Here is a 12,721-nt window from a genome sequence, read left to right on the forward strand (position 1 = left end):
CGGTCCGGGCCGGCGACGTCAGTACCGCACCGGCAGGGCGGCGTCGCCGCCGTCGCGTACCGATCGGGTCAGCTGCGAGCCGTACCGGTCCACGAAACAGCGGACGGCCCGGTCGCCGAGGCCCCACTCGTACGGATCCGGCTGGTAGTAGAACCATCCGGCGCGGTCGGCGAGCCGGGCGTCCTCGGGAACCTTCGCGTAGCCGGCGAGGACCCGTCGGCAGGCCCGGTGGAGGCCGTCGACGTCGGCCTCCATGGCCTCGTACGTCCGGTGCGTCGCGGTGTGGGTGCCGACGTATTCGCTCAGATGGGGTATGCCGCACAGCGTCGGCAGCATCTTCTCGATGTACTCGTCCCCCACCTCGTAGTCGAAGCAGCCGAGCCGCAGATCGGACTCGCCCGCGAGCTCACCCCGCAGGCTCTTCTCACGATCGGCCGCCTCCCGGGCGTGCAGCGCCACGAACTCCTGGATGTCGCACCGGAACCAGCGGGCGCCGGCGTCCCAGGCGCGCCGGGTGGGCACCCCGACCCGCAGGCTCAGCCGGGCGTCCTGCCACCGGCCGCCCAGCCACTCCCGGGCCTTGGTGTCACAGGTGTCGTACGCGGCCTTCAACGTCGGGTCGCCGAGCTTGGGCGGTTCGACCTGTCCGGCGTCGAACGCGTCGACGTGGAATGTCTCGGTCTGGTGGATGGTGCCGCAGTCGACCGGCTTGTAGTCGGCCGCACCGGTGTCGAACCGTGGCGCGTGGCGGTGGCAGACCCCGGCCGCCGGTGTGAACAGGGCCGGCTCGGCCAGCGCCGGCCAGTCGTCGGTGAGCAGGCCGTCGACTTCGGCCGGGCTGCCGCAGCCGGTTACCGTCAGGGCGAGGCCGGCGGCCAGGGCCGCGAGCAGCCGATCGAAACGCCGGTGGCGCACCGCCGTCGTCACCGGGCCGGAAGGGCGCTGGTGCCGCCCCCGCGTACCGACCGGGTCAGGCGGTCCGGAAGCCAGGCCAGGCAGCGCACGCCGCGGTCGCCGGCCGTCCAGTCCGCCTCGTCCGGCCCGTAGACGAGCGTGCGGGCACGGTACTCCAGGTTGCTGTCGACGGGCACCTGCGCGTAGGCGGCGACCAGCCGTAGGCAGGCCGCATGGTGGTCGTCGAAGTCCTCCAGGAACGCCTCGTAGGTCACCTGTTTCGCCGTGTGGATCCCGACGAACTCGGCCTCGTGCGGTCTGTCACAGGTCACCGCCACGATGGACATCACGGTCTCGTCTGTGGACAGGTTGACCTTGAAACACTGGTGCAGCAGTTGCGGTTCCGCCGTCAGCGCGTTCTTCAGCGAGCCCTTACGCGGCACCTCGAGGGTGGCGTACACCGCCCGGGCCTCGCTGAGGTCGCACCGGAACCATCGGGCACCGCCGGCCCAGGCCGTCTCGGTGGGCGTACGGACCATCAGCCTGAGCCGCGCCGTCCGCCAGTCCCCACCCACCCAGTCGCGGGCCTTTTGGTCGCACTCGGTGAACGCGGCCCGCATCGTCTGGCCGCCTTCCGGCGGGACGGAGTCGGCGTGCTCGAACGTTCCGACGTGGATCGTCTCGACCCGCTGGCTGTTGGCGCAGTCGATGGGGTGGTGGTCGGACACCCGGACCCTGATGCCCGAGGTGGACTCGTGGCACTGGCCGGCGACCGGTACGACCGCGACCGGTTCCGGGAAGGCCGCCCAGTCGTCGGTGAGCAGGCCGTCGACGCCGGCCGGGTTGCCGCAGCCGGCCACCGCCAGGATCAGGCCGGCGGCCAGCGCCGCAAGCGGTCCGTGGACTCGTCGCCGGTCACGCACGTGGGTCCTCATCCGATCGGAAGGGCGCTGGTGCCGCCACCGCGTACGGACCGGTTGGTGCCGTCCGGCAACCAGAGCAGGCACCGGATGCTGCGGCTACCCATCGCCCACTCGTCGAGGCTCGGGTAGTAGTAGATGCTGCCGGCGCGGTACTGGAGGTTGCCGTCGTCGGGCACCTTCGCGAACCTTGCCATGACCTTCAGGCAGTTCCGGTGGATGGCGTCGTTGCTGCCGTCAGTGGACAGCTTCTCCCAGCTCAGGTTCGTCTCGAAGGTGCCGGCGAACTCGGCCGTGTGTCGCCGGTCGCACGGGACGGGCTTCGCGTCGTTCTCGTCCTCGTCGAAGTCGTAGCAGCCGTAGCGTGGCTCCGAGCCGTTGGTCATCGCATCCTTGAGCGAGGCGGTGCCGGAACGGGGCGCGTCGTCCTCGATGGAGTTGCGCCTGCCGAGATCGCAGCGGAACCAGCGGGCACCGCCGCGCCACGCGTTCTGGCTGGGCGGTACGACCCCCAGCGTCAGCGGGGCCTCCCGCCAGTCGCCGCCGAGCCAGTCCCGGGACGCCTTGTCACACTCGGTGTACGCGTCACGCAGCGCCTCGGTGCCGCCGTCGGGATACTCGGTCACGGTAGCGGGAAAGGTGCCGACCTGGATGGTTTCGGCCAGGTGTTTCTCGGTGCAGGCGATCGGACGGTATTCGGTGGCCTTGCGGCGTACCCAGCCCGCGTATTCGTGGCAGACGTTCGCCTCCGGCACGAAGCCGACCGCCGCCGGCAACTCCGGCCAGTCGTCGGTCAGCATGCCGTCGACTCCGGCCGGGTTGCCGCAGCCGGTCGCCACGGCCAGCGTCACGGTCGCGGCCAGGGCCGCCATCCACCGTCGCATTGATCGTTCCATGCCTTTCGGGGGCTCGTCGAAGCGGCGGCCGCCCGGCCGTCGACGGTCCTGCGTGGATCGGGTCGGGGGAACCGGAGGTCGGGTGGGGGTGGCCGCCGGGCGTGGAGCCTACGGGAACCGTCGCACGTGTGGTTCCGCCGTACGGCCGAACTCGATCATCCGCAGCGTCTGCGGTTCAGACACTCCCCGGACGGCGTCGCGAGCGCCTGAACCGCAGACGATCGAGGCCGCCCAGCAGGGCGCGGTGCACGCTCGCAGGTCGCCCGCCCGACGAGGAAACGTTGATCTGGGCGGGAGAGACCTAACCCGGGATGGATAAGGTCTCTCCCGCCCAGATCAACAACGCTGCGGGGCGGGGTGCGGGGATCAGGGGTGGGGTGCCTGCTCGGCCAGTTCCATGGCGTTGCGCGGCGGGCGCCCGGCGCGCTGGAAAGCGGCCAACTCGCGGGGCCGACGTACGATGACGCCGATCCGTCCGCTTCGCCGCTGGAGTGCCGAAATGAACCTCGCGGAGACCGACACCCTGGTCACGTTCATCGCCGGGGTGGCGATCGTCATCGGCATTCTCGGGGTGATCGTCCCGGTGCTGCCCGGGCTGCCGCTGTGCTGGGGCGGCGTGCTGCTGTGGGCGATCTTCGCCGACGGCGGCTGGGCGAAGTGGGTGGTCCTGGCCGTCGCCACCGTGATCGCGGTCGTCGGCGCCGTCGTGCAGTACAGCTGGCCGGGCCGCAACCTGAAACGTTCGGGGGTGCCGAACCGGACGCTGCTGATCGGTGGCCTGCTCGGCCTCGTCGGGTTCTTCGTGGTGCCGGTGGTCGGCCTGATCCTCGGCTTCGTGCTCGGCGTGTGGCTCGCCGAGCGGATGCGGCTGGGCGACAACCAGTCGGCGTGGCCGTCGACGAAGAACGCGTTGAAGGCCGCCGGCCTGTCGATGCTGATCGAGTTGGGAGCGGCGCTCGGGATCGCGTTCGTCTGGGTCGTCGGCCTGATCGTCGCCTGACGGCCGGGCCGGGAGCGTCCGAGGGCGGACGGTCCCGGTCGGGTGGTCCAGCCGCCGGTCAGCGCAGCGTGGCGGCCTGGGCGGCGCCGACGATCCCGGCGGTGTTGCGCAGTTCGGCGGGCACCACCGGGGTGCGGATGTCGATGAACGGCAGGAACTCGGCGGCCTTCTTGCTCACCCCACCGCCGATGATCATCAGATCCGGGCGGAGCAGCATCTCGACCATCTCCAGATACTCCTGGACCCGGCCGGCCCACGTCGGCCAGTCCAGCCCGTCGAGCTGGCGGGCCCGGTCGGAGGCGTACTCCTCGGCGTCGCCGCCGCGCAGCTCCAGGTGGCCGAACTCGGTGTTGGGCACCAGCGCCCCGTCGAGGAACAGGGCGCTGCCGATGCCGGTGCCGAAGGTGAGCATCAGGGTCACCCCGCGCCGCCCCCGCCCCGCCCCGTACGTCATCTCGGCCACGCCCGCCGCGTCGGCGTCGTTGAGCACGGTGACCGGCATCCCGATCCGGGCGGCGAACAGGTCCGCGGCCGGGGCGTCCAGCCAGGAGTCGTCCATGTTCGCCGCGGTGCGTACGACGCCGTCGACGACGACACCGGGGAAGGTGATCCCGACCCGGTCGGTCGCGTCGAAGCGGGTCACCACCTCGGCGACGGTCTCCACGACGCTGGTCACGTCGGCCGGTGCCGGGGTCTCGATCCGCTGCCGGGGCTGCGCGAGTTCACCGGTGGCCAGGTCGACCGGTGCTCCCTTGATGCCCGAACCACCGATGTCGATGCCCAGCACGCTCATTGACCACTCACCGTCCGCTCCGCACCCACGGGGTGCCGCTGTCCACTGGAACAACGAACCTACGTGACCTTCGGCGGTGGCGCGTGTCCGGTGTCGGTCGATGATTCGTACACTGGCGCGGTGAACGCCCCAGCACCGATCGTCGCGCCCAGCATCCTCGCCGCCGACTTCGCCAACCTGGCCGATGAGGCCCGGGCGGTGGAGGGAGCCGCCGACTGGCTGCACGTCGACGTGATGGACAACCACTTCGTGCCCAACCTGACGATCGGCCTGCCGGTCGTGCAGAGTCTGATCGCGGCCACGTCGCTGCCGTTCGACGTACACCTGATGATCGAGGATCCGCGGCGCTGGGCACCCGGTTACGCCGACGCGGGTGCCTACAACGTCACCTTCCACGCCGAGGCGTCGGACAACCCGGTGGCGCTCGCCCGCGACCTGCGGGCGGCCGGCGCCAAGGCCGGGCTGGCCATCGACCGGGACACCCCGATCGAGCCCTACCTGGAGCTGCTGCCGAGCTTCGACACCCTGCTGATCATGACGATCAAGGCCGGGTTCGGCGGGCAGCGGTTCATCCCGGAACTGCTCGAGAAGGTCCGCACCGCCCGCCGGCACGTCGACGCCGGCCACCTCGAGCTGCGGATCGAGGTCGACGGCGGGATCGCCGCCGACACCATCGAGCAGGCCGCCGACGCCGGTGCCGACGCGTTCGTCGCCGGGACCGCGGTCTACGGGGCCGACGATCCGGCGCAGGCCGTACGGCGGTTGCGGCAGTTGGCCGAGCGCGCCGCCGCGCGGGCGTGAGCGGGGTCGGCGGGGTGCGCGGGAGCGCGGTGGCGGCCGGGCCGGCCGGCGCCGTCGCGGGCGGTCGGAGCCGACGGTGAGCGTCGAGCCGGCCGACGCCCGTCCCGACCTGATCCTGGTCGTCGACGACGACGACGACATCGCCCGGTTCGTCGAGTTCAACCTTCGCCTGCACGGCTTCGAGGTGATCCGCGCCCGCGACGGCCTGGAGGCCCTGGCGATGGTCGAGCGGCACCGCCCCGACCTGGCCGTGGTCGACCTGATGATGCCGGAGATCGACGGCCTGGAGCTGACCCGCCGGCTGCGGGCCGACCCGCTCTCGGCCGCCCTGGCGATCATCATGCTGACCGCCAAGGGCCTGACCGTCGACAAGGTCGTCGGGCTCACCGCGGGCGCGGACGACTACCTGGTCAAGCCGTTCGACACCTCCGAACTGGTGGCCCGGGTCGCCTCGACGTTGCGCCGCAACCGGGAGTACCGCGAGCTGTCGCCGCTGACCGGGTTGCCCGGTAACAACCGGATCCTGCGGGAGATCACCGACCGGGTACGCGGCGGCCTCGACTACGCCGTCTGCTACATCGACATCGACCGGTTCAAGAGCGTCAACGACTGCTACGGCTTCGGCCGCGGCGACGAGTTCATCAGCGCGTTGGCCCGCAGCCTGCACCGGGCGGTGCTCGGCGCCGGGCTGCCGCCGGCGTTCCTCGGTCATGTCGGCGGTGACGACTTCGTGATCGTCTGCGCCCCCGACCAGGTACGGCCGCTGACCGAGCGGGCCGTCGTCGACTTCGAGAAGGCCGCCGACGAACTCTACGACCCGCGCGACGCCAAGCGCGGCTACGTCGAGGTCAAGGACCGGCGCGGCAACGTGCACAAGGCCCACCTGGTCACCCTGTCGGTCGGGGTGGCCCTGTCGACACCGGCCAAGCGGTTCGCCGACCCGCGCGAGATCATCGCGGTGGCCAACGAGATGAAGTCGGTGGCGAAGAGTCAGCCGGGTTCCTTCATCGCCGCCGACCGCCGGCTCAACAACCGCTGACCAGGGCGGACGGGGCTGCCCGGCGGAACCGGCCGCGGGTCGCCCGGTGTGAGGTAGGTCGCCTCCGCCGCGCCCCGCTTGCGTATTCGTGTAAAACTCTGAGCAGTACCCACCACGCGCTGGCGGGACTCGGTGTAATTCCGAACCGGCGGTGATCCGGGGTTCGCGCCCCGGTCAGCCCGCGACCCGGTCGTAACCAACGGCCGGTTGACCTGGTGACGATTCCAGGGCCGACGGTTGGGGGCAGGTCGCTCGGCGGCCCGCGCCCAGACAGTCCGGATGGGAGACAGCGCGCGGGACGGACGGGTCCGTCGACGGCACCTTCGTGTGCCGTTCCTCGGGCTTTGCCGGGGTCGGCTCTGCCGTCCCCGTTCTCCGCCGCCGCTCATCCCCCTGCCCGCGCGCCGACCGGCACGTGAGGAAAGCAGGGGCAGCACCATGGCGAACGTCTCCACCGACGAGGCGATGCGCCGCGCGATCGCGTTGGCCGCCCGCGGGCTCGGCACGACCAGTCCCAACCCGGTGGTCGGCTGTGTGCTGCTCGACCCGTCCGGCGAGGTCGTCGGCGAGGGGTTCCACGCCTACACCGGCGGCCCGCACGCCGAGATCGTGGCGCTGGCGCAGGCCGGTGAGCGGGCCAAGGGCGGCACCGCCGTCGTCACGCTGGAACCGTGCAACCACACCGGCCGCACCGGCCCGTGCGCGCAGGCCCTGATCCAGGCCGGCGTCTCCCGGGTCGTGGTCGCGGTCAGCGACCCCAACCCGGTCGCCTCCGGCGGCGCGCACACGCTGCGCGAGGCCGGTGTCGAGGTGGTCACCGGGGTCCGCGCGGCCGAGGCGGAGGCCGGCAACATCGCCTGGCTGACCTCGGTGCGGCGCGGCTGGCCGTACGTGACCTGGAAGTACGCCGCCACCCTCGACGGCCGGTCCGCCGCCGCCGACGGCACCAGCATGTGGATCACCTCCGAGGCGGCCCGGATGGACGTACACGCCCTGCGTGGCACCGTCGACGCCGTCCTCGCCGGGGTCGGCACCGTGCTCGCCGACGACCCCCGGCTCACCGCCCGCAACCTGCGCGACGGCAGCCTCGCCATCCGCCAGCCGCTGCGGGTCGTGGTCGACTCGTCGGGGCGTACCCCGCAACAGGCCCGGGTCCGCGACGGCGCCGCCCGGACCTGGGTGGCGACCGCCGACGAGGTCGGCGCCGACGGCGTCGGGCGGGTCGACCTGCCGGCGCTGCTCGCGGCCCTGGACCGGCGCGGTGTGCGGTCGGTGCTGCTCGAGGGCGGGCCGACGCTCGCCGGCGCGTTCCTGGCCGCCGGCCTCGTCGACCGGGTGATCGGGTACGTCGCGCCGAAGCTGCTCGGGGCCGGCCCGACCGCACTGTCCGGGGCGGGCGTGACCACGATCGCCGAGATCATCGAGCTGGACTTCGTCGACATCACCCAGGTCGGCCCCGACCTGCGGTTCACCGCGGTTCCCCGCAACAGGGAGGGCTAGGGCATGTTCACCGGCATCGTCGAGGAACTCGGCGAGATCATCCGGGTCACCGACACCGGCGCCGACTCGGTGCTCGTCGCCGTACGCGGCCCGGTCGTCGCCCCGGACGCCCGGCACGGCGACTCGATCTCGGTCAACGGCGTCTGTCTGACCGTCGTCGACGTCGACGGCGACGTGTTCACCGCCGACGTGATGGGCGAGACGCTGCGGCGCTCGGCGCTCGGCACGCTGGCCCCGGGCGACCGGGTGAACCTGGAGCGGGCCGCCACCCTCGCCACCCGGCTCGGCGGCCACCTGGTGCAGGGCCACGTCGACGGGGTGGCCACGATCACCGCCCGCGAACCCGCCGAGAAGTGGGAGACGGTGCGGTTCTCGCTCCCCGCCGAACTCGCCCGTTACGTGGTTGGAAAGGGCTCGGTCACCGTCGACGGGGTGTCGCTGACCGTCGTCGACGTGGCCGACGACTCGTTCTCGGTCGGTCTGATCCCGACCACCCTCACCCTGACCACCTTCGGCCGCAAGGGCGTCGGTGACCCGGTCAACCTGGAGGTCGACGTGATCGCCAAGTACGTGGAGAAGCTGCTGGGCGGGACCGGCGCCGCGTCGGCCGCGCCGCTCGCGGGGCGGTCGTGATGGCCGTCTTCGGCACCATCGAGCAGGCCGTCGCCGACATCGCGGCCGGCCGCCCGGTCGTCGTCGTCGACGACGAGGACCGGGAGAACGAGGGCGACCTGATCTTCGCCGCCGAGTTGGCCACCCCGGAGCTGCTGGCGTTCATGGTGCGGCACACCTCGGGCTACATCTGCGCGCCGCTGACGGAGGCCGACGCCGACCGGCTCGAACTGCCGCCGATGTACCACACCAACCAGGACCGGCGCGGCACCGCGTACACGGTCACCGTCGACGCCCGCGAGGGCGTCAGCACCGGCATCTCGGCCGCCGACCGGGCGCACACCATCCGGCTGCTCGCCGACCCGGCGACGTCCCCGGTCGACCTGGCCCGGCCCGGCCACGTGGTGCCGCTACGGGCCAAGGCCGGCGGGGTGCTGCGCCGCCCCGGGCACACCGAGGCCGCCATCGACCTCGCCGTACTGGCCGGGCTGCGGCCGGCCGGGGTGCTGTGCGAACTGGTCAACGACGACGGCACCATGCAGCGGCTGCCGGACCTCGCGCGGTTCACCGCCGAGCACGGGCTGACCCTGATCACCATCGCCGACCTGATCGCCTACCGACGGCGTACCGAGAAGCAGGTGGAGCGGGTCGCCGAGGCCCGCATCCCGACCGCGCACGGGGTGTTCCGGGCGGTCGGCTACCGCGCCGCGTACGACACCAACGAGCACATCGCGCTGGTCGCCGGCGACCTCGGCGACGGTGAGGACGTGCTGGTCCGGGTGCACTCGGAGTGCCTGACCGGGGACGTGTTCGGTTCGCTGCGCTGCGACTGCGGCCCGCAGCTCGACGCGGCGTTGGCCCGGGTGGCGCAGGAGGGCCGCGGGGTCGTGCTGTATGTCCGCGGCCACGAGGGGCGCGGCATCGGGCTGCTGCACAAGTTGCAGGCCTACCAGTTGCAGGACCTGGGCCGCGACACCGTCGACGCCAACCTGGAACTGGGGCTGCCGGCCGACGCCCGCGACTACGGCACCGGGGCGCAGATCCTCTACGACCTCGGCGTCCGGTCGATGCGGCTGATCACCAACAACCCGGCCAAGCGCGCCGGGCTGGAGGGCTACGGCCTGAAGATCGTCGGCGGGGTGCGGCTGCCGGTCCGCTCGCACCCGGAGAACGTGCGCTACCTGCGGACCAAGCGCGACCGGATGGGTCACCTGCTCGACGAGCTCGACGGCGAGACGGGCCGGCTCGACGCCGTCGCCGACGGTACGGCGTAGCGGTCCACCTTCCCACGGAACGGAGTCTGACGATGGCGGGATTCGGTGCCCCCGGGGTGTCCACGGTGGAGGCCGGCGGGCTGACGCTCGGCGTGGTCGCCGCGCGCTGGCACGGGCAACTGGTCGACCACATGCTCGACCGGGCGGTCGCGGCCGGCAAGGCGTGCGGCGTACGCGAGGTGGTGGTCGCCCGGGTCGCCGGGTCGGTGGAGCTGCCGGTGGTGGCGCAGGCGCTGGCCCGCCGCTGCGACGCGGTGGTGGCGCTCGGCGTCGTCGTACGCGGCGAGACCGCGCACTTCGACTACGTCTGCCAGTCGGTGACCGAGGGGCTGACCCGGGTCGCGCTCGACGAGTCGACCCCGGTCGGCCACGGGGTGCTGACGGTCAACACGATCGGGCAGGCCCGCGACCGGGCCGGCCTGCCCGACTCGGCGGAGGACAAGGGCTGGGACAGCGCCGTCGCGGTGCTCGACGCCGCCCTGGCCATCCGCGCCCTCTGACCCGCGCCTCAGAGGCGGCCGGCCTCGATGATGCGGCGCAGGAACTGCCTCGTCCGGGGCTCGGTCGGGGCGCCGAACACCCGCTCGGGCGGGCCCTGCTCGATCACCCGGCCGCCGTCGAGGAAGCAGACCCGGTCGGCGACCTGCCGGGCGAAGCTCATCTCGTGGGTGGCCAGCACCATCGTCATCCCGTCCGCCTTCAGGTCGCGGATCATGGTCAGCACCTCGCCGACCAGTTCCGGGTCCAGTGCCGAGGTGACCTCGTCGAGCAGCATCAGCCGCGGCGAGTTGACCAGTGCCCGGACGATCGCCACCCGCTGCTGCTGGCCACCGGAGAGCCGGTCGGGATAGGCGCCGGCCTTCTCCGCCAGCCCGACCCGGGCCAGCAGTTCGCGGGCCTGCGCCTCGGCGTCGGCGCGGTCCCGCCGGTGCACCCGGCGCGGGGCGAGGGTGATGTTGTCCAGCACGGTCAGGTGCGGGAACAGGTTGTACGCCTGGAACACGATGCCGATCCGCTGACGTACCCGGTCGGCGTCGGTCCCGGGGGCGGTGATGTGGTCGCCGTCGAGGTGGATCGTGCCGTCGTCGATCTCCTCGAGCAGGTTGACGCAGCGCAGCAGCGTCGACTTGCCCGAGCCGGACGCCCCGATCAGCGCCACCACCTCGTGCTCGGCGACGTCGAGGTCCAGCCCGTCGAGTACGACGTTGCCGGCGAACACCTTGCGCAGGCTCCGGCAGGACAGCACCGGCATCTCAGCCTCCTGCCTGTCGGCGGGCCGCCCGCAGCGTCACCCAGTCGGTGACCGCGATCAGCGGGATCGCCAGCAGCACGAACAGCACCCCGGCCAGGATGTACGGGGTGTAGTTGAACGTCTCGGCGGTCGCGATCTGCGCGGCGCGTACGGCGTCGATCGGTCCGGCCAGCGACACCAGTCCGACGTCCTTCTGCAGTGCCACGGTGTCGTTCAGCAGCGGCGGGGCGACCCGGCGCACCGCCTGCGGCAGCACCACGTGGCGCATCGTCTGCCGGTACGTCAGCCCCAGCGAGCGGGCCGCCGCGAGCTGGCTCGGGTGCACGGACTCGATGCCGGCCCGGAACACCTCGGCCAGGTAGCCGCCGTACGTCAGCACCAGGGCGGCGCCGCCGAGCACCAGCACGCTCGGCATGCCCTGCAGCCGCAGCCCGGGCACGCCGAGGGTGAGCACGTACAGCACGATGATCAGCGGCAGCCCACGGAACGTGTAGGTGTAGCCCGTCGCCAGCGCCCGGACCGGGAAGAAGACCGGGCCGCGCAGGGTGCGTAGCAGCGCGATCAGCAGGCCGAGGGCGAGCGCCCCGACGGCGCAGAAGACCAGTAGCCGTACGTTGAGCCACAGTCCGGTGAGGACGGCCGGGAACGCGTCGCGGGCGATGTCGAGGTCGAGGAACGACGCCCGTACCCGTTCCCAGCCGGGCGCGCCGGTGACCGCGACGACGAGCAGCGTGCCGAGCACGCCGGTCGACAGCGCGGCGACCAGCACCGAGCGGACCGTCTGCCGCCTGCGGTAGGCGGTCCGCTCGAGCTGGTGTTTCGACGGGGTGTGCGGTGTCACGTGAGTTCGGGTGCGCCCGCCACCTGGGCGAGCCACTTCTTCTCCAGTTCGGTCAGGGTGCCGGCCCGGCTCAGGTCGTCGACGGCGGTGCTGACGCAGCCGGTCAGCGCCGACCCCTTGTCCAGGACCAGGCCGAACATCTCCGGTACGCCGACCTGCGGCACCTGGCCGACGATCTTCGCGTCGGTGATCTCGGCGGCGGTGATGTAGAACGCGGTCGGCAGGTCGACCACGAGGCCGTCGATCTGGCCGTTCTGCAGGGCCTTCTTCGCGTCGTCGTTGGTGTTGTAGACCTGCGGCTGGCTGCTGGGCTTGACCAGTTCGGTGATCGCCGAGTAGCTGGTGGTGCCCACCTGGGCGCCGAGTTTGGCGTCCCTGAGGTCGGCGAGCGAGGCGGCGCCGGCGATCTTCGACGACTTCAGCGCGATGACCGTCTGCCGCACCTTGTAGTACGGCGAGGAGAAGTCGACGGCCTGCTTGCGGGCGTCGGTGATGGAGAACTGGTTGATGTCGAAGTCGAACTCCTTCGGCCCCGGCGCGATCGCGTTGTCGAACCGGACCCGGGTCCAGACCACGTCCTCCTTGGCGTAGCCGAGCTTCTCGGCGATCGCGTACGCGACCGCGGACTCGAAGCCCTCGCCGTTGGTCGGGTCGTTGCCGCTGAACCACGGCTCGTACGCCGGGTCGTCGGTGCCGATGGTGAGCTTGCCGGCGGTGCGGGTCGGCAGCGACTCCTTGGTGCAGGTCGACCCGCCGGCGGGGGTGCCGGTGGCGGTGGGGGTGGGTTCCTCGGGGGCGCAGCCGGTGAGGGCGACCAGTACGGCGGCGGTCGCGGCGAGGCGCGTGACGGTGGTGGATGGGCGTGCCATGGCTGGTGAGCATAGGGCGCGCGGTGGCGT

The 12,721-nt window shown here is 72.1% G+C and carries 14 protein-coding genes and 1 riboswitch; of the genes, 7 read left to right on the plus strand and 7 right to left on the minus strand.

Annotation, left to right across the window (positions count from 1 at the left end):
* Positions 1 to 18 precede the first annotated feature (18 nt).
* The 3 genes from Prubr_RS24130 to Prubr_RS24140 are packed head-to-tail and all read right to left on the minus strand — an operon-like array spanning position 19 to position 2,698.
* A complete protein-coding gene (locus tag Prubr_RS24130) occupies positions 19 to 915 on the minus strand; it encodes a septum formation family protein (protein WP_212817144.1) in 897 nt (298 codons plus the stop codon).
* Positions 916 to 923: 8 nt separating this feature from the next.
* A complete protein-coding gene (locus Prubr_RS24135; RefSeq protein ID WP_212817145.1) occupies positions 924 to 1,817 on the minus strand; it encodes a septum formation family protein in 894 nt (297 codons plus the stop codon).
* Between the two features lie 8 nt (positions 1,818 to 1,825).
* Positions 1,826 to 2,698 carry a septum formation family protein gene (locus Prubr_RS24140; protein WP_212817146.1) on the minus strand — a complete coding sequence of 291 codons (873 nt, stop codon included), beginning with the start codon at positions 2,696 to 2,698 and terminating at the stop codon, positions 1,826 to 1,828.
* A 511-nt stretch (positions 2,699 to 3,209) separates the two neighbouring features.
* Here Prubr_RS24140 and Prubr_RS24145 point away from each other — a divergent pair.
* Positions 3,210 to 3,710, plus strand: coding sequence for a DUF456 domain-containing protein (locus Prubr_RS24145; RefSeq protein ID WP_212817147.1), 501 nt, complete (start codon positions 3,210 to 3,212; stop codon positions 3,708 to 3,710).
* A 58-nt stretch (positions 3,711 to 3,768) separates the two neighbouring features.
* Here Prubr_RS24145 and ppgK read toward each other — a convergent pair whose 3' ends face one another.
* On the minus strand, positions 3,769 to 4,503 hold the full coding sequence (gene ppgK, locus Prubr_RS24150) for a polyphosphate--glucose phosphotransferase (protein WP_212817148.1): 735 nt from the start codon (positions 4,501 to 4,503) through the stop codon (positions 3,769 to 3,771).
* 120 nt (positions 4,504 to 4,623) lie between these two features.
* Here ppgK and rpe point away from each other — a divergent pair, with 120 nt between their 5' ends.
* The 6 genes from rpe to ribH all read left to right on the plus strand — a co-directional run bounded on the left by rpe (position 4,624) and on the right by ribH (position 10,229).
* Positions 4,624 to 5,304 carry a ribulose-phosphate 3-epimerase gene (gene rpe / locus Prubr_RS24155; protein ID WP_212817149.1) on the plus strand — a complete coding sequence of 227 codons (681 nt, stop codon included), beginning with the start codon at positions 4,624 to 4,626 and terminating at the stop codon, positions 5,302 to 5,304.
* Between the two features lie 76 nt (positions 5,305 to 5,380).
* Positions 5,381 to 6,343 (plus strand): GGDEF domain-containing response regulator, encoded by a 963-nt coding sequence (locus Prubr_RS24160; protein ID WP_246567572.1) that lies wholly within the window; start codon positions 5,381 to 5,383, stop codon positions 6,341 to 6,343.
* 114 nt (positions 6,344 to 6,457) lie between these two features.
* A riboswitch (FMN riboswitch) is annotated at positions 6,458 to 6,638 on the plus strand.
* Between the two features lie 143 nt (positions 6,639 to 6,781).
* On the plus strand, positions 6,782 to 7,843 hold the full coding sequence (ribD, locus tag Prubr_RS24165; RefSeq protein ID WP_212817150.1) for a bifunctional diaminohydroxyphosphoribosylaminopyrimidine deaminase/5-amino-6-(5-phosphoribosylamino)uracil reductase RibD: 1,062 nt from the start codon (positions 6,782 to 6,784) through the stop codon (positions 7,841 to 7,843).
* Between the two features lie 3 nt (positions 7,844 to 7,846).
* Positions 7,847 to 8,476 (plus strand): riboflavin synthase, encoded by a 630-nt coding sequence (locus tag Prubr_RS24170; RefSeq protein WP_212817151.1) that lies wholly within the window; start codon positions 7,847 to 7,849, stop codon positions 8,474 to 8,476.
* A complete protein-coding gene (locus Prubr_RS24175) occupies positions 8,476 to 9,729 on the plus strand; it encodes a bifunctional 3,4-dihydroxy-2-butanone-4-phosphate synthase/GTP cyclohydrolase II (protein ID WP_212817152.1) in 1,254 nt (417 codons plus the stop codon). The genes Prubr_RS24170 and Prubr_RS24175 overlap by 1 nt, the downstream gene beginning before the upstream one ends.
* Positions 9,730 to 9,761: 32 nt before the next feature.
* Positions 9,762 to 10,229 (plus strand): 6,7-dimethyl-8-ribityllumazine synthase, encoded by a 468-nt coding sequence (ribH, locus tag Prubr_RS24180; RefSeq protein WP_212817153.1) that lies wholly within the window; start codon positions 9,762 to 9,764, stop codon positions 10,227 to 10,229.
* 8 nt (positions 10,230 to 10,237) lie between these two features.
* Here ribH and Prubr_RS24185 read toward each other — a convergent pair whose 3' ends face one another.
* From Prubr_RS24185 to Prubr_RS24195, 3 genes are read right to left on the minus strand one after another with little or no spacing between them, the layout of a single operon-like run.
* Positions 10,238 to 10,981, minus strand: coding sequence for an amino acid ABC transporter ATP-binding protein (locus tag Prubr_RS24185; RefSeq protein WP_281425836.1), 744 nt, complete (start codon positions 10,979 to 10,981; stop codon positions 10,238 to 10,240).
* Between the two features lies 1 nt (position 10,982).
* Entirely contained in the window at positions 10,983 to 11,822 is an 840-nt protein-coding gene (locus tag Prubr_RS24190) for an amino acid ABC transporter permease (RefSeq protein ID WP_212817154.1), read from the minus strand.
* Positions 11,819 to 12,691 carry an ABC transporter substrate-binding protein gene (locus tag Prubr_RS24195; protein WP_212817155.1) on the minus strand — a complete coding sequence of 291 codons (873 nt, stop codon included), beginning with the start codon at positions 12,689 to 12,691 and terminating at the stop codon, positions 11,819 to 11,821. Before Prubr_RS24195 ends, Prubr_RS24190 begins: the two co-directional genes overlap by 4 nt.
* Positions 12,692 to 12,721 lie beyond the last annotated feature (30 nt).

The sequence above is a fragment of the Polymorphospora rubra genome (assembly GCF_018324255.1).
In the GTDB taxonomy this organism is placed as follows: Bacteria; Actinomycetota; Actinomycetes; order Mycobacteriales; family Micromonosporaceae; genus Polymorphospora; species Polymorphospora rubra.